The sequence below is a fragment of the Paenibacillus sp. FSL R7-277 genome, from assembly GCF_000517965.1.
GTDB lineage: Bacteria > Bacillota > Bacilli > Paenibacillales > Paenibacillaceae > Paenibacillus_AQ > Paenibacillus_AQ silagei.
Genome location: NZ_ASPX01000010.1, coordinates 129,589 through 147,150 on the forward strand (window position 1 = coordinate 129,589; position 17,562 = coordinate 147,150).

Annotated in this window: 15 protein-coding genes and 1 pseudogene; 7 read left to right on the top strand and 9 right to left on the bottom strand. The window is 52.2% G+C overall.

Annotated elements, in window-relative coordinates:
- Nucleotides 1–36: 36 nt before the first annotated feature.
- Together C173_RS05870 and C173_RS05875 are read right to left on the bottom strand one after the other, a co-directional pair.
- A complete protein-coding gene (locus C173_RS05870; protein WP_036723222.1) occupies nt 37–879 on the bottom strand; it encodes an AraC family transcriptional regulator in 843 nt (280 codons plus the stop codon).
- A gap of 161 nt (nt 880–1,040) precedes the next feature.
- A complete protein-coding gene (locus tag C173_RS05875) occupies nt 1,041–1,352 on the bottom strand; it encodes a (2Fe-2S) ferredoxin domain-containing protein (RefSeq protein WP_051477839.1) in 312 nt (103 codons plus the stop codon).
- Nucleotides 1,353–1,693: 341 nt separating this feature from the next.
- Here C173_RS05875 and C173_RS35465 point away from each other — a divergent pair.
- The 5 genes and pseudogenes from C173_RS35465 to C173_RS05895 all read left to right on the top strand — a co-directional run.
- A pseudogene (locus C173_RS35465) lies at nt 1,694–2,188 on the top strand (general stress protein); the annotation flags it as partial.
- 869 nt (nt 2,189–3,057) lie between these two features.
- On the top strand, nt 3,058–3,432 hold the full coding sequence (locus tag C173_RS33550; RefSeq protein ID WP_076079484.1) for a lactococcin 972 family bacteriocin: 375 nt from the start codon (nt 3,058–3,060) through the stop codon (nt 3,430–3,432).
- 94 nt (nt 3,433–3,526) lie between these two features.
- Nucleotides 3,527–5,749 (top strand): DUF1430 domain-containing protein, encoded by a 2,223-nt coding sequence (locus C173_RS05885; RefSeq protein ID WP_036723223.1) that lies wholly within the window; start codon nt 3,527–3,529, stop codon nt 5,747–5,749.
- A 4-nt stretch (nt 5,750–5,753) separates the two neighbouring features.
- Entirely contained in the window at nt 5,754–6,395 is a 642-nt protein-coding gene (locus tag C173_RS05890; RefSeq protein ID WP_036723224.1) for an ABC transporter ATP-binding protein, read from the top strand.
- A 58-nt stretch (nt 6,396–6,453) separates the two neighbouring features.
- A complete protein-coding gene (locus tag C173_RS05895) occupies nt 6,454–7,053 on the top strand; it encodes a hypothetical protein (RefSeq protein ID WP_155991291.1) in 600 nt (199 codons plus the stop codon).
- Between the two features lie 96 nt (nt 7,054–7,149).
- Here the strand turns inward: C173_RS05895 and C173_RS05900 are convergent, their stop codons facing one another.
- Nucleotides 7,150–8,100, bottom strand: a complete 951-nt coding sequence (locus C173_RS05900; protein ID WP_036723227.1) for a DMT family transporter — start codon at nt 8,098–8,100, stop codon at nt 7,150–7,152.
- A 261-nt stretch (nt 8,101–8,361) separates the two neighbouring features.
- Here C173_RS05900 and C173_RS05905 point away from each other — a divergent pair, with 261 nt between their 5' ends.
- On the top strand, nt 8,362–9,786 hold the full coding sequence (locus C173_RS05905) for an aminotransferase-like domain-containing protein (RefSeq protein ID WP_036723228.1): 1,425 nt from the start codon (nt 8,362–8,364) through the stop codon (nt 9,784–9,786).
- A gap of 65 nt (nt 9,787–9,851) precedes the next feature.
- The gene (locus C173_RS32685) at nt 9,852–10,568 is read left to right on the top strand and encodes a hypothetical protein (RefSeq protein WP_235191796.1); all 717 of its coding nucleotides are present in this window, start codon (nt 9,852–9,854) and stop codon (nt 10,566–10,568) included.
- Between the two features lie 357 nt (nt 10,569–10,925).
- Here the strand turns inward: C173_RS32685 and cysC are convergent, their stop codons facing one another.
- From cysC to C173_RS05940, 6 genes are all read right to left on the bottom strand, one after another.
- A complete protein-coding gene (gene cysC / locus C173_RS05915; protein ID WP_036723229.1) occupies nt 10,926–11,486 on the bottom strand; it encodes an adenylyl-sulfate kinase in 561 nt (186 codons plus the stop codon).
- Nucleotides 11,486–12,355 (bottom strand): STM4011 family radical SAM protein, encoded by an 870-nt coding sequence (locus C173_RS05920; protein ID WP_036723230.1) that lies wholly within the window; start codon nt 12,353–12,355, stop codon nt 11,486–11,488. The genes cysC and C173_RS05920 overlap by 1 nt, the downstream gene beginning before the upstream one ends.
- Nucleotides 12,352–13,710, bottom strand: a complete 1,359-nt coding sequence (locus tag C173_RS05925; RefSeq protein WP_036723375.1) for an STM4012 family radical SAM protein — start codon at nt 13,708–13,710, stop codon at nt 12,352–12,354. The genes C173_RS05920 and C173_RS05925 overlap by 4 nt, the downstream gene beginning before the upstream one ends.
- A 72-nt stretch (nt 13,711–13,782) precedes the next feature.
- Complete coding sequence (locus C173_RS05930) at nt 13,783–14,568, bottom strand: STM4013/SEN3800 family hydrolase (RefSeq protein WP_036723232.1); 786 nt, start codon at nt 14,566–14,568, stop codon at nt 13,783–13,785.
- A 15-nt stretch (nt 14,569–14,583) separates the two neighbouring features.
- Nucleotides 14,584–16,059 carry an STM4014 family protein gene (locus C173_RS05935; protein WP_155991297.1) on the bottom strand — a complete coding sequence of 492 codons (1,476 nt, stop codon included), beginning with the start codon at nt 16,057–16,059 and terminating at the stop codon, nt 14,584–14,586.
- Nucleotides 16,059–16,904 carry an STM4015 family protein gene (locus C173_RS05940; RefSeq protein ID WP_036723234.1) on the bottom strand — a complete coding sequence of 282 codons (846 nt, stop codon included), beginning with the start codon at nt 16,902–16,904 and terminating at the stop codon, nt 16,059–16,061. Before C173_RS05940 ends, C173_RS05935 begins: the two co-directional genes overlap by 1 nt.
- Nucleotides 16,905–17,562: the final 658 nt, after the last annotated feature.

The following is a 17,562-nucleotide window of genomic DNA, read 5'->3' on the forward strand; positions in this document are numbered from 1 at the left end:
TAAACGCTTTCAATCGTATGTCAGCAAGGATGATTTTTATAGCACAATGTCCGTATCTGCATGGCGGAGCCGGTATTCTTTGGGCGAGCAGCCCTTCACCTTCTTGAACATCCGGGAAAAGAGCAAAGCATCCTGATACCCCACGGATTGCGAGATCTCCCCGATGGTGCAGCCTGTCTCTGTCAGCAGCTCGCAGGCTTTGGACATACGGAATTGGAGCAGATATTGCTGCGGCGGCAAGCCGACCGTCCGCTTGAACAGCGCCGACATATATTTGCGGTCCAGCTTCAGGGAAGCGGACAGACTCTCCATCGTCACATTCTCGGCGTAGTGGGCTTGGAGGTAATGCAGGCACTGCTCCACATAGACACTTCTGCTGCGCGGAGCCGGGCTGTCGGCAGCCGGGACCGTGCGCAGCAGCAGGGCGAAGAACTCATAGAGCATCACCTTCAGCGGCAGGTCCAGCAGCTCCCCGCTGCTTCCCGTCTCCGATAACCTGGCAGACAGCGAGGGCATCAGCACCTGGTCCATCGGGAACACCGGCTGCTCCGGGGTAAGGGAAGTCCGTCCCAGCAGATAACTTGCCTCCTCCCCGGTAAAAGCAATCCAGGAATACAGCCAAGGATCATCCTGATCTGCGGCATAATGCGTGACCACATGCGGATAAGTGAGGAAGGCCTGCCCTGCGTTCAATGTATGGGTGGCTTCACCGACGGTTACCTTGCCGGTTCCGGCGTGAATGAAGTGGACTTTGTACAGGTTGCGTACTCCGGGTCCGAATGAATGACCGGGTGCGCACTGCTCCTGGCCCCAGTAATGCAGGTATAAGTCAGGATTGGCCCGGTGAGGGCGATGGGCGTTATATTTGAATACAGTCATGCGTGCAGCCTCATTTCCTAAAAGGATGATGACACTCCTAATGAACATATACCTCTAGTATACCTCAGAAGGAGGAGGACCGGACAACCGCAAATAGTCCCAGCCCGGGGAGGGGAGGGACTAGGAGTATGAGGCTGAAGGCAGGCTGGGGCTGCTGGGAATCAGGCTTCCATTTTGAGCATAACCAGCTCTTCTACCGGCTGTCCGTTCACCAGATGCTCCTCCACGATACGGGCCACATTCTCCGTCGTTACATTGTAATACCAGACCCCGTCCGGATACACGATGACAAAAGGGCCGTTGCCGCATAGGCCGAGACAGCTGGTTTTGTTGATTTTGACCGTCTTGTTGATCCCTTGCTCCACTAGTTGCTCTTTGAATTCCTGCATGACATCCAGGACATCCTGGTTATTGCAGTGCTCACTGCAGCAGAAGAGCAGATGTTTCTTGAGTACCTTCAGACGCATATTCATCGCGGTTTCCCCCTGGATTCTATAAGAGTAGCTTACCTGTTATACGAGGAGTATAGTCTCTTTTGGCCGCGCTGTAAGGAGATTGGAGCATTGTTCCCAAAGGCTTAATAACTGTCATCAATTGGAGAATTCAGTGTGATCTAAGCTGACTTCAAATCACTGAATTTGTGGAAAATGTGTCCGGCGGGCAATTTCCTGTTTCATAAATTTTTTTGCGGAACCCGGCTCAAGATCGAAAGTTACCAGTTTCGCGGAGAAGGGTTTGGTTAAGTAAGGGATGTGAAAGTAAAGCGAGAGTCAAACCATTAACAACCTAAATCAGCTACCAGGAGGGAATCGTTATGAATAAGAAAATTGTAGGTGTGTTCCATACAGAGCATGAAGCTTCACGGGCTATTGAAGACTTGAAGGCGCACGGCTTTCTGACAGAGGATATCTCAGTGATAGCGAGAAATAAACGCGATGTGGAAGCGATCAATGATGAGACCGGGACGAAGGTGCCGGAGGGTATAGCTTCCGGGGCGGCGACCGGCGGTATCCTTGGTGGTGTGACCGGACTGCTGGCAGGCATCGGCGCCCTGGCGATTCCGGGAATCGGGCCGATTATCGCAGCGGGGCCGATTGCAGCCACCTTAACAGGCGTTGCGGTAGGGGCTGGAACGGGTGGTCTGGTCGGCGGGCTGATCGGATTAGGCATTCCGGAGGATGAAGCTGCGAGCTATGACAACTATGTGGACGAAGGCCGCATTTTGGTCATGGTGGATGCAGATATCTCCCGCGAAAAGGACGTATACACTGTATTCCGCAACCATAATTCGGCGAATGCTGACCGCTATATGAGGGATGCCGGCACTGCCGGTACGGCTACGGATGCGGATGTGAATGCTCCACGGGACTCCGTAACAGACGCGGTGGATGCCGCGTTCAATGGCTCAGGTCTCGAAGGCAGACATGATACGGGGCTGGACACGATGAATTCAGCCACGGAGCATGATCTCCCGGAGCGAAGCGCAGTGGAGGATATGAAGCGGCCGGGAATGACAGGAGATCTGTATTCCGGCACGCGTAACGGCATCGATAAGATCCCGGATCATACAGCCGACCGCAGGCTCCAGGATCTGGAGGAACGGCAGGCCCAGGAAGCCGCCAGACAGGAAGGCACCCGGCCTGGAAGCTTCGGTGAAGTGACTGAGAAGGATAACAGCGAGCTGCTCCGAAATCACGGGCGCATTCGCTAAGCGGCGCAAGAGCAGCGGATGACGCATAAGCATAAGTTGATAAAAGACAAGGGTTTCCCGAAGTCCTGCCGGACTTTAGGGAGACCCTTGTTTTGTGATGTGGATCGTAACTGAACCGGGGAATTCGCTATTGTCTGATATAACATGAAATGATGTTTTTGCCCATGATTAGACACCAAAGTATTGAATAACAAAATTTGGTGTGTTAAGCTTTTTGAAAGGAAAAAATGGAATGATATAACATATCTTTTCTTTTATTTATAATTTAGTTTTATTGATAATGAAAGGAGGTGAGAAGAATTATGTCAAATATTAGGCCGCCGAATGAGGAAAAAGGGTTCCTATATACCTCCATATCTTGACCCTGAGAAAGTTTTTGATTGGGTGGGTATCTAAGAACCTATGTAGCATTTTACATTTTAACTTTATCTGTGTAAACTCAAAAATTTATAAGGAGAGGTTCATAAATGTTCAAAAAACATACATTAAGTTCAATAGTAATAGCAGGAGTACTTACCTTATCATCACTAACACCAGCTATGGCTGCCAGTGCAAATGGAGCAACAAGTGGTTCAGTGAAATTAACCAATGCAATGATTACTCCGTTCGCAAGTACAAGTGTGGGTGGCGGAACCTGGAACTACGGAACTGAAAAAGTTGGAAATCAAAAGCATGTATGGTCACAATATGACCATTCTGAGTTGTCGCATAAAGCTTCGACCAAATTAGGAAGTGAATCTCATACAAGTGGTTGGAAATATGCAAAAACCACAGCTAAATCCGAGATCTATGGTAACAAAAGCAGCACAGGATATGCATACTGGGATGTTTATAAAAAATAATTGGGATTTAGATAAAAGTCATCATTAAAATGATGTGATATTCCACTTTTGAAGTGGAGTATCACACTTTTTTCTTATAAGGAGATTGTTGAACTTGAAAAAAATATCCTTACTATTTCTAGTAGCGGCATTTTTGTTTTCTTATTATACTGCATATCTTCGAACGGATTATGAAGAATTTGAGAAGGTTAAGAATATAGAACAAACCGTGGGCAAGGAATTTGTAATTCCGAATTTACCCGGACTTGCAAGCCCTAAGGAGGTTTACCCGATATTAGCTTCAGCAGCAGAAGCTTCCAAAGTGAATATTTTACGGGCCGGTATTAATTATAAAGAGAACGATGAAGTAGAGATTTTTAAATATATATTGCTGACAGCCAGCACAGATCTTTTTAATCATTTTAAGCTTACCCAGGGAAGATATCTAACACAAGCAGACACCAAACAAACTAATTTCTATTTATCCACAGTTCATTTAGAAGGTAGTCATCAGATTGGTGAAATTAGAGATTTCGGAGATAACAACAGAATCAGCATAAAGCCGTTAAAATCATCTTATGAGATTTTTCCTGTTCAAGGAACATACTATGCAGAAGCAGCTGACGACAAAGCTTTTAATGATTTTATAAACCTATTTGTGGATAAGGCGAATAAGTATTATAACAAAAATGATAGTATTTTTACTGCTGAGGATTTTGTAAAAGATTCAAATGGTGATGAAATGCACATGGTTACCTTTCCCTGGATCACCATTTTAACCTATTTAAGCTATGCCATTTATGGATGTGCAGTAGTTTTACTTATCTATTACTTATTCAATGAGTCCAGAAGAATAGGAATATTGAAAATGCATGGCGTATCAAATATTCGTGTATGGTTTGTGCTGGTAGGAAAACTTATAACCTCTGTGTTTATATTTTCTGTAACCGTTTCATTTCTTCTTGCCCTTTTAGTAAAAAATACATCTTACATATTTATATACACAGTGATTTCAAACCAGCTTAAAGTTTTTCTTCTACTGATCATCCTTTCCCTAGTTTCACATTTGTATATTATGAGGATTAAGATCATTAGTATTATCAAACATTACAAATACACCAATCCTATCTTTGTGTTAAATATGCTTATCAAGATTGGTTGTTCCATCCTTTTGGTCTTAGTAGGACTTTCAACATGGTCGGAATATACATCTATTAATGATAAGCAGCATGAGTTGAAAAATTGGGAGCATAGTAAGGACTACGGAGTACTTTATCCGGTAAACAATGGCTACGACGGAGATAGAATATTTGGAAGGGATTCCTTATTTGAATTAACTTCGCATGATGAGCTTTATTTCTTGCTGAATAAGATGGGGGCTATATTAATAGAAACCCAAAGTTATGAGGAGGATCAGCTTCTTTTAGACAGGAATTGGAAAGGAATACGTTCTATAAAGGCAAACAATAACTACCTGCAAGAGTTTCCGGTTTTTGATATCAATAATGAGGCTGTGCAAATCTCTGAGGATATTAGCGACTGGGTGTTGTTGGTGCCTGAAAAATATCGGGACAAGGAAGAAGAGATTGTAAGTTTCTTTCTACAAATGAGAAAAAATAATATGGGAAATGATCAGGAGTTTTACAAAAAGGTGATTCCTGATCGGATCCAAAATCAAAAAATTGACATCAAGTGGATTAGTAATAATCAAAGGATATTTAGTTTTAATCCGAAAGTAATTCCTTCTGAGAACAATGTGATAGTTGATCCCATTATTGAGGTTGTAACCGAGTCCAACAGTGTGCTCACAGACAGAGATTCCATATTAGGGCGGGGACCGGGAGATCCGTTAAAAATAAAGCTGATGAACAGAGATCCGCTGTTAACGTATAAAACGCTGGAGCCAAAGTTTAAAGAATTGAAAGTGGATGATAATTTAAAACACTTGGTTACGATTGATCAATATATTTTAGAGGAAATTTATCAAAAGCAAAATGCGATGAAGGAAAGCCTCCTTACTATGTTGGGACTAGCGTCAGGCTTCATATTGCTTACAACTCAGAATATTATCATCTATTTTAACAAAAACCAGCATAAGCTTATCGTTCGAAGATTATTTGGTACAGGGTTTTTCAAAACTTATAAGGAATACGCCATTTTATTCTCACTCGTATGGTTAGTCCAAATAGTGATCTGTGGTGTCATGGATAAAGGAATTGAGCCTAGAATGCTTATAGTTGCAGCTATTCTGCTATTGTTCGATTTTATAGCTTCTTCCGTAGCGATTTTACTCATAGAAAAGAAAAACAAAGTGAAAGTTTTAAAGGGGGGGAATTAAAGATATGAATACTATATGTGAACTTGTTGATATATGTAAAAAGTATAATAATCATAAAGTCATAGATAATATCAATATGACCGTCTCAAAAGGGGAGATGGTAGCTATTACGGGGAAAAGCGGTTCGGGGAAGACGACCCTATTGAATATCCTTGGGTTACTTGAAAAACCTGATAGCGGCAGGATCAAATTGTTTGACGAGAAAGATCAGAGAATTGGTCCCCTCCGTAGAAACAGGCTTCTCCGGACAAAGATCTCGTATCTGTTTCAAAATTATGCATTAATTGATAATGAAACCGTTGAGTATAATTTGGAAATACCACTTATGTATTCTAAAGTAGGAAAGAAAGAAAAGCGGAAAATGAAAATGGCTGTCCTTAAGCGGATGGGTCTAGAGATTTCACTTAAACAAAAGATACATGAACTTTCGGGTGGAGAACAGCAAAGGGTTGCTATCGCAAGAATTCTATTAAAACCTTCCGAAATGATATTAGCTGATGAACCTACAGGTTCGTTGGATGCGGAGAATAGAAATGAAATCATGAGGATTCTAAAGGAGCTCAATGACGAAGGGAAAACGATTATAATCGTTACTCATGATCAATATGTTACTGAAAAATGCAGTAGAATCATAAAGCTGGGATGAACATGGTATGGCATCCGGGGCGGCGACCGGCGGTATCCTTGGAAGGAGGTAGGTTCATTTGAGACGATCATACTTTTTGCTCATCTGTGGAATAGTGGTTCTTTCCTTATTAACAGCGGGCTGCAGCAAGGATACACCCCAATATAACGAGCTGTTCGCACAGGTAGAGAAGCACCGGGCCGTATTCAAGCAACCGATTGAAGAAGGGCTTACTACTCTGGGAATGAAGGATGCTGCTCAAGCGTACGATACAACCTTGGGTACACTGATGCTGGACGAAAAACTGACCGTCAATCAAAAAGAATTCATCCAGCAGATGACAGCAGATGTCACAAACGGTAAGATTACCGGTTACCGGATCGGGACGGTTTTTCCCAGATCGGACAGCGGGTATGAGGATGCGAGAGAACTGGTACGTGCTTTCCTGAGCCAATACAAACCAGGGGATGAGGCAGAGGCTGACAAAGTAGAGGAATCACTCCAGTCGATTGACGGGATGACCTTTCCGTTGAAGCCGCTGACAGGGGCAGTAGAAGAGTCCTGGACGCACGGCGAGGGTGAGAATAAGCTATTCATCACCTACAGAATGGTCAATAGCTCCGAGAGCGATAAGGAATTGCCGCTGAATTTGTATTTCAGTTCAGAAGAGCAGCCGTAGACGCCCATTGGCGTGAAGTGTGTGAAAATAACAGAACAGCCTGGATCCCTTTAAGTCAGGGTGCAGGCTGTTTGTGTTCGGGGAGAAGCGCAGCAGTTACTCCTGAACCAGGGGTTCAACGCTTGCTTTTGGAAGAACGGGTATTACCGGTTTAGGCTTGAAGAACAGCTGCTTCAGTGCGCCGGCATTCACAAGGATGGTTCCCAATATAATCGTGAACACGCCAAGCAGCGTTACCCAGGTCACGGTCTCGTTATAGAACAGGAAGCCTACCCCGACGGCAATCGGCGGAGAGATATACAGCCAGGTGGATGGAAAAACCGGATTCGTCTTGGAGACAAGCCAGTAGAACAGGGTATGTCCGACCATGGAGCCGACAACGGTCAGGTAGAGCAGGGAACTTGCGGTCTTGAATGACAACAGGAAGGACGGGTGCAGCGGCTCTGTGAACAGGGAAATGATGAACAGCAGCGCCCCGCCGTACATCATCTGGGCAGCGTTCAGAGCCACGGGGGACTCGGCGGAGAAGGTGGTGATTACTTTTTTGGAATAGATCGCCCCCGCCGCGTAGCAGAGTTCCCCCATCAGCACCACCACACAGCCGATCAGCCAGAGCGGAGTGACGTCAGCCGCCAGGCTGGGCAGCACCAGCAGCAGGACTCCAGTGAACCCGATAATACAGCCGAGCAGGGAGTAGGCGGGAGCTTTTTGGCGCATGAAGACCGTCTGCATCAGCAGAATCATCATCGGTCCGGTGGCTGACAATACGGCAGCAAGCCCGGAAGATACATATTGTTCCGCCCAGTAGAGCGCGGCGAAGGTGCCGAAGGTCAGGGCTGCTCCTGTGAGCAGCATTTCTTTGCGCAGCAGCAGGGAGAAGCGGGCTTTGCCCCGCAGAACCATGAACAGGAACAGCACCGCACCCGCCGTGAAAAAACGCAGACCCGCAGAGAAGAATGGCGGCGCTCCGGCATCTACGCCGATTTTGATGGCCAGGAAGGTAGTGCCGAAGATCAGACAGACAAGTGAATAAGCTAACAGAATCATGGTTCAGTTCCCCTTTGCGGTGGTAATGTGCCACCCTCTTACAATATTTCAGTTAATCATAGCCTCATAGCCACAGAACAGATTGGAGATAGTAGAACAGTTGCGGGAGGGAATGCTGTACAATAGGGCAAAGAGAAGTTAGCTGCTGGGTGTGCGCGGATGTGTAGAAGTCAGCAAGCGTCAGAGGGAGCTGTGTCGAGTGAAGATTGAGCGATGGAGCGGGGGCGACCCCGGTATATGTTGCAGAAAGGCGGCAGGTTGATGAAAAAAATAGCGGGTGCCGAGCAGAATAATCCCTTATTCCGCCAAGTCTATGAGTTCATGCTGAACCGGATGGAGCGCGGGGAGTGGAAGGCCGGTGATAAGCTGCCGTCGATCCGGCTGCTGGCGGAGGAGCTGGGAGTTCACCGGCTGACAGTGTTCAAGGCCTACCGTGCGCTGACCGAGAGCGGCAAGCTGTATGTCAAAGACAAATCCGGTTATTATGTGGCCCTGGGCAGCAGGCTGGACCCTACGGTGGACGAAGGGGCGGCAGTACCGGGGTATATGGTCAGGAGCCCGATGTCGGACATTCAGCGGATGCCGGTCACGTACCAGTTCTCTCAGGCCTTGATTGATCCGGGGCTGCTGCCGAACCTGTTCCTGTCCGATTATGTCAAAAAAGTATTCGATCTCTACCCGAAGGTCATGGGCACCTACTCCTCCGTGGAAGGGGATGAAGAGCTGCGTGTTACGCTGAGCAGCCATTTCGAGGAGCGGTATAAGCTCCAGTTGTCGGCCCGTGAGCTGCTGATTACTTCAGGGGCACAACAGGCCATCAATCTGATTGCCGGGATCATGCTCGGTCCGATGGATGCGGTGCTGGTGGAGCGGCCTACGTATAGTGTGGCGCTGGATATTTTTCGGCGGGCAGGGGCGCGGCTGGTAGCTGTGGATATCACGCCGCAGGGCTATGATCTGGCGGCGGTGGAGGAGCTGATGCGTAAGAATAAGCCGCGGATGTTCTATATCAACCCGACCCATCATAACCCGACGGGGTATACGATTCCGGCGAAGCAGCGCAAGCTGCTGGTGGAGCTTGCAGAGCGCTACCGCTGTCTGCTCGTGGAGGATGATCCGTTCCGTGACATGTACTTCCTAGAGGAGCCGCCCCCGCCGTTCTTCGCTTATGATACAGAGGGCTGGGTCATGTATATCAGCAGCTTCAGCAAGTATGTGGCCCCCGGCCTACGGATCTGTGCGGTGGCCTGCCGTTATCCGTTCATGGAGCGGCTGATCGCCGCCAAGTCCTTGGCGGATAACGGGACGCCCCTGCTGAATCAGAAGATTTTCCTGCATTATTACACCTCGCCGCGCTTACAGCAGCATCTCGGCAAGCTGCGGATTGCCCTTCAGGTGCACAGGGAGATTATGGAGGAGGAGCTCGCCGCCACCGGCTGGGAATGGACAACTCCGCAAGGTGGGCTTAATCTGTGGGTCAAGCTGCCGGACAGTGTTCCGGTAGCTAAGCTGCTGGCCCGTTGTCTGGAGCAGTCCATCTCCTTCGTTCCCGGTGAGCTCTGCGATCCGCTGGGGGAGATGAAGTCCTGGCTGCGCCTCAGCTACTCATTTGCCAGTGAAGCCTTGCTGCGCGAGGGAATGCGGCGGCTCACTGCCATTGCGCGGGAGATTGAAGCGGGGGAGTAGATAGCGGGCGTGTGTAACCTTTCTCTGGAAATTTCCGTCTGAGGGTTATGAGGAGCGTGATGATGATGGTAACGAGAAGGAAAATACGGAGCGCCTGTCTGATGACTCTCTGTACGCTGATTGTCTTCATGACACTGCTGACTGTACGCCCGCAGGTAACCTATGCCTGTTCTTGCGTAGTGTCTCCTTCACCGCTGGAAGCAATGGAGAAGAGTGCAGCTGTTTTTGAGGGAACAGTAGTTTCGATTAAAGAGGAAGTTAAGCCGATGCAGTCCAGTATGGACCCGGTGTCAGTAACCTTTCAAGTAGGTTCCCGCTGGAAGGGTGAAGTGGGAGAGAAGGTTACTGTAACTACGGCATTGTCGGGGGCGAGCTGCGGGTTCGAGTTCACCAAGGGGGAACGCTACATCGTGTATGCAGGCGGAGAGGAAACAGCGGGTGAAGGAGGGACAGCTAAGCTTACAGTCAGCTTGTGCAGCCGGACCGCATTATTCTCTGGTGCCCAGGAGGATCTGAATGAGCTTGGCGCCGGAATGTCAGGGGGCTCTCCCACGGAGCCGCCCGGGATCGCTGATGATCCAGGGGCGGTCTCTGGTAACAACCCAACCTCAGCAAACCCTCCAGTTTCTGAAAATAACCCAACAACTGAAAATAATCCAACGGCCGTGCCTGAAACAAACTCTGCAGCTTGGCTGATTTACGCTGGAGCAGGTATCGGTATAGTAGTCCTTGGAGCCGCCGCAGTGATTCTCCTGCGCCGCCAATCTAACTCGCGCAAATAATCTGGAGTACCGGCAGTATCCGTAACTCCAGAATGCAGCGGATGGGGAGTGACGTGCATAGGAAGGACTGAAGTGCATCTGAATTATCTGGGTGTTTGCTAAATGAGCGAGTGAGATGCCTGGTGCCCCTGAATTCAGCAGACGTGGGCTAAATGAGCGAATGAGGTGCCTGGTGCCCCTGAATTCCCCAGATGCGCACTAAACGAGCAAATGAGGTGCACTAGTGCCCCTGAATCCCCCAGATGCTGGCTAAACGAGCAAATGAGGTGCACTAGTGCGCTTGAATTCCCCGGATACACGCTAAATAAACAAAGGAGGGGCATAATGCCCCTCCTTATTCCGTATACACCTATTCCATCATAGCCGATACAGCCGATGCTCTGTGAGCCAGCTGATCAGCTCTTCCATGCACTGTTCCGGTGTACGCTCCGCTGTGTGCAGCGTTAGTTCCGGGTCAGCCGGAGCTTCATAAGGGTCTGAGATCCCGGTGAAGGCCGGAAGCTCACCGGAGCGGGCCTTGGCGTACAGCCCTTTGACATCCCTTGCTTCACAGACGGGAAGCGGGCAGTCCACATAGACCTCGACGAAGCCCGGCAATTCCTGCCGGGCATAGCTGCGCATCTCAGCATAAGGACTGATTACCGAGACCACGGTAATCACGCCATGCCGGTTCAGCATTCCTGCGAGGTAGACCGCTCTGCGGATGTTCTCGAACCGGTCCTCACGGCTGAAGCCGAGTCCACGGCCCGAGCTGCGCCGCAGTTCATCGCCGTCCAGCCATTCCACCGCCTGCCCCTGCTCCCGGAGCCGGTCTGTCAGCAGCGCGGCAAGCGTAGACTTGCCCGCTCCCGACAGACCGGTAAGCCAAATCGTTAACCCGGCAGAGGTCTTGTGTGCCTGTAGCTTACCAGTAGTCATTACTCTGTCCTCCCTGCGCCGTAAGGAATCCGCTCCAGCAGGCCGGAGCCGTAGATCTGCTCCAGGCCAAGCTCCGGCATATGAATATAGCCGATATAACAGTCACAGACCTTCATGCGGCAGCTACGCTGGGCCGCCAGCCCTTCCAGTCCGTCACGATAGAGGTTGCCGATGACCGCACGGTCCTTGTAGCAGCGCTTCACCAGGCCGGGGCCTTGCACGTAGAATACGCTGCTGCCGGCATTACAGCTGGCGCCGAGGCTGTCGTAGTCCATGGCATTAATCTGGAAATGCGGGTCTATCCCGCTCAGGAAGCTTATATCCTCCGCCGTATAATAATCCCGCTTGTCCTTGTAGGCGTTAACCCACAGATACACGTCCTCCGGCAAGGCCGCACGCAGCGAGGCGATAGCCGGGAAGGCACTATGCACCCCCACACTGCCTACGCTAAAAGGAATTCCCCGGCGGTATACGCTCATACACTGTGCCAGGAACCGCTCCTCACTGACCTGACCCGGATGATAGGTTGCCCAGAAGGCGGCCTTGGCCGGGTTCAGTTCAGCGGTGAAATCAAGCCGGGCAGACAGATTGGTCTGGATGGCGACCTTGTCCACATGCTCCATATGGGACAGCGTGATCAGCGCATCCCGGTACCAGCGGTGCGTCAAGCCCTCGCCATACGGATTGAAAAAAATAGACAGGCGGTGGCCTGCAGCCCCCTGCTCCGCCACCCAGCGGACGAAGGTCTCAAGACCTGCGCGGTCTTTGGCGAGGGTGGCGGCGCTGTCTTTGGTTTTGCCGAAGGGGCAGTATGGGCAGTCATAATTACAGGAGGAGAGGGAACCCCTGTAGTAGAGGACTGCCTTCATGGCAGGACGAACTCCTTCATCTGCTCGCGGATCTCACCGGAGATGAACCAGTCACCGATGGAATCGGAGTAGCCCAGCCCATCAGGAGTCAGCCGCAGAATGCCCTCATCATCCGTGGCGAACCCGCTCTGTACCAAGAGGCCAAGCTCGGGGTGATCCTCCCATAGGGTAGTCCCGAACCGCTGGTTATAGTCCGCAATTGTCAGTCCTTCGCTGTGCAGGATTGCTTTTAGAATGAACCGCCGTTTCTGCTCGTCCAGGCTCAGCACGATGCCATAATCGGCTGTATCATAACGCTCGGCTGCAACATAATCCGCGATAATGCTCTCCGTGGCCTTGCGGCTGACGCCGTAGCGGGAGGCATAATGAACATTCCGGGTATAGGAACGCGCGCCGCACCCGAGGCCGACCATCCCTTCCTCCTGGCAGCTGTAGTCGAGAATATTCTTGCCGGTCCCGGCATCCTCCTTGGCGAACCGGCGCATCGAGTATTGGCGATAGCCACGCTCTGCCAGCACTGCACGTGCCGCTTCATAGCATTCGTGACGGATATCCAGCTGGTTCACCAGGTCGCCCGGCTTCACAATCGTATGCTCACGGGTGTAGAGCGGATAGAGGAAGATTTCCTCCGGTTCATGCAATAGCGCCTGGTTCAGCGAATAGAGCCAGGAGTCCACCGTCTGCCCCGGGAGTCCGTAGATCAGATCCAGATTGAGAATGGGAAAATCAAACTGCCCCAGCAGCTCCAGCGCACGGTAGACCACCTCGGGGTCCTGCGGGCGGTAGATCGCAGCCGACTCGGCGGCTACGAAGCTCTGGATGCCCATACTGACGCGGTCCACGGTATGATCTTTCAGAATCGTTAGCTTCTCCTCCGTCAGCGTTTCGGGTGAGGTCTCCACGGAGATAGAGGTGGTTCTAAGATCAACTCCCATGATATCCGTTGCAATCCTGAACAGCCGGTTCAGCTGTGCGGGAGCGAGAAGGCTGGGCGTCCCGCCGCCGATGGCGAAGCGCGCGTAAGGCTTATGTCCCGTGAAGACCGCCCACTCCCTCGCCTGCCGCTCCAGTGCATCCACGTATTCGGCGTGCACATTCGCTCTTTTATCAGGCAGCGTGAACAGATTGCAGAAGCCGCAGCGCGCGCCGCAGAACGGAATATGCATGTATAAGAACAAACTCTCCGCAGGCTCGTCACGCCACAGCTCCTCTAAAGGAAGGGGGGACGCGAACTCGCGGTAAGCGGTTTTGTGCGGATAGGAATAGAGATAATTGCGGTAAGGATGGGCCGTGATCTGCTCCGTCCATTGCTGAAGCTCCCCAGCGGAGAAGGGAGGGTGTCCGTCTTGGTTCATGTGATGCAGAGATTGCCGGATGGACGTCATACGTTCTCCTTCCTTGTGCGGGATCGAATTTCAGTTCCATGCTTATAAAATAAATTCCCGGTACGGAACATTCCATACCGTGTCATGCGCGAGCCGGTGGCCCTGATAGCCGTCCTCGCCGTAAGCTGTGCCGTGATCGGAAAAAACCAGACAGAACACCGGATTACCCCGCTTCCGGAACGCATCGAACAGACGCCCAAGCTCTCCGTCGGCATAACGCAGCGCAGCCCGCTGGCTGTCCACCGAATCCTTGCGGGCACCCGGCAGGAACATATGGTTCGGGCCATGGATCGCCGAGACATTCATGAACAGGAACAGCCGCTTGTCCAGCGGGGTGTTGCCTAGCAGCTTGAGCGCGTGATTCACCTGATGCTCCGTCGAGCGCGGGTTCGTGACCCCGAAGGTCATCCGCCAATAGCTCTGCTGGAAATAACCGGGGAGGACGCGGGCGAGGGGCACTTTTTTACTGAAAAAGATTACGCCTCCTATACACACCGTCTGATAACCCGCCGTTGCCAGCCCCGACACCATATCCGGTGTATCGAACAGCCAGGTATGGGGATGGGTCTTCAGCCCGGTATTCCTGGAGTGGAACAGCCGCACATGCTCAGCCTTATTCGTGTTAGCCGGAGTGGGCAGGAAGCCGCCGAAGAAGGCATGATGGGCCGCATAAGTGAAGCTGCCGGGGGTATGCCGCTTCTCCCAGGGACCGCTGCCGCACAGGTTGGGGCAATTCTCCTCCTCCAGCACAGCCGCATCGTAGCGCAAAGTATCGAGCGTAATCATTAAGATATCGTGGGTGCCGACAATGGCGTTCATATCGGTCATGGGGCCGGATTCCTCCTAAGACAGCTGCTTCATTTCCCATTCGTAGGTGCTGCAGCCTTGGTATTCAACATCGTACAACAAGTCGCCAAAAGGATTCACATCCGCCGTATACATCCGCCCGGAGCTTCCCGCCAGCACATCGATGCCCGCAACCGAGCAATTTGGAAAAGCGGCCAGCGAAGCCTCCGCTGTCCGGCGTACTTCTGCCTGCTGTGCCTCGCTCAGCCCGGCCTCCGCCGGAGTCATCCGCCGGCTGCGCAGATGCAGATTCGTAATCGGTGTGGTGCTGACTCTAGCGACTGCATGGCAGGCTTCACCAGCGACAACCAGCTGACGGATGTCGAAGGAATGTCCGTCCTTGCCGGGCTTCGGAATCCACTGCTCGGCATAGGCGCCGTGGCGGTAGAGCCAGTTAATGATTCCGGCAAGGCGGGCAGAATCGGTATAACGCTGCAGCTTGCCGGAATTAAAATACACCGGGGGCCGGGTGATATAGCTCTCGACCCCGATGGTGGTAACTGCCGACTCAGCTCCCGTGGCCGGGTTCAGCTGATAAGCGATCACGCCGGAGGCGGCGGAGCCGCTGGCCAGCTTGATGAACACGCGGTGCATCCGCTGCGACAGCATCATCTCGCGCATGGAGGCATAGTCCACAGGGACTTGTCCGCCGCTGCCGCGAAGCGGCCGGGGAACAAACACGCCGGACTCGGCGAGAATCTGCTGGGTCCGGCGCTTGTCCGTCATGGCTGCGATCTCCGCCGGATCGTTGGTCCAGCGGGAGGCGGGCAGTAGCTGCCCGGCCTCCTGCCGGAGCCGCGCCAGCAGGCGGCAGTAGCCGCGGAACCACTGGGACGGGTGATGCAGCACGCCAGGCAGGTCCTTCAGGGCTGAGGCCGCTTTGAAGCTGAGCGGCCTCAGGTCCGGCTGCTGCCCGAACGGGTGCAGCGAGTCATCCGCGTCCGGCGCATCCGGTGCGCCCAGCGCGATCAGCGCCCGCTCCAGCGCGAAGCTGCCGCCGGGGGACTCCAGCCGCAGCAGTGGCGGGCACGCTGCAGATTCCGGCGCAGCGTGCCTGCTGAAGCTGCCGCCCGGAGAATCCGGCAGCAGGTGCTGCGCTTTCGCTTCGGAGGATCTGCTGAAGCTGCCGCCAGCGGGCTCTTGTGTGGGATGCCTGCTGAAGCTGCCGCCAGCGGACTCTTTCGTGGGATGCCCGCTGGAGCTGCCGCCAGCGGACTCCCGCTCGGAGGGCCCGCTGCTGTAGTCGCGCAGGGATTCCCACTGTTCCAGCAGCGGTTGCCCCGGGCCTCCGTCCTGAATCTGCCGCTGCACAGCCAGCGTAAGCAGATCAGCCAGCGGCTGGCCCTCCAGCAGCCCGGCGTAGGGAATCAGCAGCGCCGGTGGCATCCCGAGACGCGAGCGCGCCTGCTGGATACCGGCTGAGCGCCGGTCGCCGGGCTGGCAGAAGACAATCAGCGGTGCTGCGGGCTGCATTATTCTGTGATCGACGGATAGCGCCAGTCATCATCGTCATCGGCCTGCTGCTGGTCGCTGACATCCACCGGCAATCCGCTGTTCTTCAGGCGCAGCATCATCTCGTCAGACATGTAGTGATGGCTCAGGTTGAGCAGCTTCAGTCCCTTCACCCGCTCGCTGGCGAGCAGCGCCTCTGCGCCGATATCGCTAAGCGTTCCCAGTGACATGTCCAGGGTATGGAGCTGGTCCAGAATCGGCGCATCCGCCAGGGCTGCGGCAATTTCGTCCTGGATCTCACTGTTTTTGAGTCCAAGATAAGTTAGATTAGGGAATTTACCGGGCTCGATCAGCGGCAGAAGGTCCTCCAGCCCGCCGTCGAAGCCGTAATTGTCCACCCCAAGGTATAATTCCAGCTTGCGCAGATTCGGCAGGCGAGAAGCGGCAATGTCCGCCAGCACGGCCTTACTGAGTCCGCCGGTAATAATAATGAGTTCTTCGAGCTTGTCATGCTGCAGTTGGCTCAGACGCAGATCGGTACCGCCTTGTGCAGTCAGGGATTGCAGCTCAGGATAAGCGGGCAGCAGCGGCGAGAGATCGGTCTGGTTAATCCACGAGATTTCACATTCCTCATAGCTCATGTCCCCGATGAACAGCTTGCGCAGCGCAGGGAAGCTGGCGCTGTGCTTCACCAGGGCCTGGACGGCTTCCTCCGAGGTGTTCTCGTAAGCTTGTCCCCAGTCGCCAATCGTAAGGCTGGTCAGCCCGGCGGCTTCAGGATTTTCGCTTAAGCGTTCAATCTCCGTCTCCATCCGTTTGCCTTCCTCAAATCCATCGTAATCAATACTGAGCTTCACTGCTGTCATGAACAATCCCTCCCGGAAAATAATAGCTTCCAAATCACCCTAACATGTAGGGAGAGGGAGAGTCAAATAGCAGAGGAGCAGGTGTCCCTATTTGCCCGTTAACTCCTGTAACCACGGGGGTGTGCGGACCAAATATAGTCGAAAAATCGATCACATTGGGCATGGCAGAGGCATGTGAGCGGAATGTAATCGAAAAACCGATCACATTGGGCGTGGCAGAGGCACGTGGGCGGAATGTAGTCGAAAAACCGATCACATTGGGCGTAGCAGAGGCACGTGGGCGGAATGTAGTCGAAAAACCGAACACAATGGGCGTGGCAGAGGCACGTGGGCGGAATGTAGTCGAAAAACCGATCACAATGGGCAGTGCGGCGAGTGTACCAAATATAGTCGAAAAACCGAACACAATGGGCAGGCGCGAGGTGAGTGGGCCGAATGTAGTCGAAAAACCGAACACAATGGGCAGTGCGGGGGGCGAGTGGACCAAATATAGGCGAAAAACAGCATACAATGTGCCAGCGCAGGGCCCGTGGACCGAATGTAATCGAAAAACCGATCACATTGGGCATGGCAGAGGCACGTGGGCGGAATGTAATCGAAAAACCGATCACATTGGGCGTAGCGGAGGCGCGTGGGCGGAATGTAATCGAAAAACCGA

Bases quoted from the DNA above. Each gene is read 5' to 3' on its own strand.
- C173_RS05900 (WP_036723227.1), bottom strand. From the start codon at position 8,100: ATGATTCTGTTAGCTTATTCACTTGTCTGTCTGATCTTCGGCACTACC.
- C173_RS05905 (WP_036723228.1), top strand. From the start codon at position 8,362: ATGAAAAAAATAGCGGGTGCCGAGCAGAATAATCCCTTATTCCGCCAA.
- C173_RS05940 (WP_036723234.1), bottom strand. From the start codon at position 16,904: ATGACAGCAGTGAAGCTCAGTATTGATTACGATGGATTTGAGGAAGGC.
- cysC (WP_036723229.1), bottom strand. From the start codon at position 11,486: ATGACTACTGGTAAGCTACAGGCACACAAGACCTCTGCCGGGTTAACG.
- C173_RS32685 (WP_235191796.1), top strand. From the start codon at position 9,852: ATGGTAACGAGAAGGAAAATACGGAGCGCCTGTCTGATGACTCTCTGT.
- C173_RS05935 (WP_155991297.1), bottom strand. From the start codon at position 16,059: ATGCAGCCCGCAGCACCGCTGATTGTCTTCTGCCAGCCCGGCGACCGG.
- C173_RS05890 (WP_036723224.1), top strand. From the start codon at position 5,754: ATGAATACTATATGTGAACTTGTTGATATATGTAAAAAGTATAATAAT.
- C173_RS05920 (WP_036723230.1), bottom strand. From the start codon at position 12,355: ATGAAGGCAGTCCTCTACTACAGGGGTTCCCTCTCCTCCTGTAATTAT.
- C173_RS33550 (WP_076079484.1), top strand. From the start codon at position 3,058: ATGTTCAAAAAACATACATTAAGTTCAATAGTAATAGCAGGAGTACTT.
- C173_RS05930 (WP_036723232.1), bottom strand. From the start codon at position 14,568: ATGACCGATATGAACGCCATTGTCGGCACCCACGATATCTTAATGATT.
- C173_RS05925 (WP_036723375.1), bottom strand. From the start codon at position 13,710: ATGAACCAAGACGGACACCCTCCCTTCTCCGCTGGGGAGCTTCAGCAA.
- C173_RS05870 (WP_036723222.1), bottom strand. From the start codon at position 879: ATGACTGTATTCAAATATAACGCCCATCGCCCTCACCGGGCCAATCCT.
- C173_RS05875 (WP_051477839.1), bottom strand. From the start codon at position 1,352: ATGAATATGCGTCTGAAGGTACTCAAGAAACATCTGCTCTTCTGCTGC.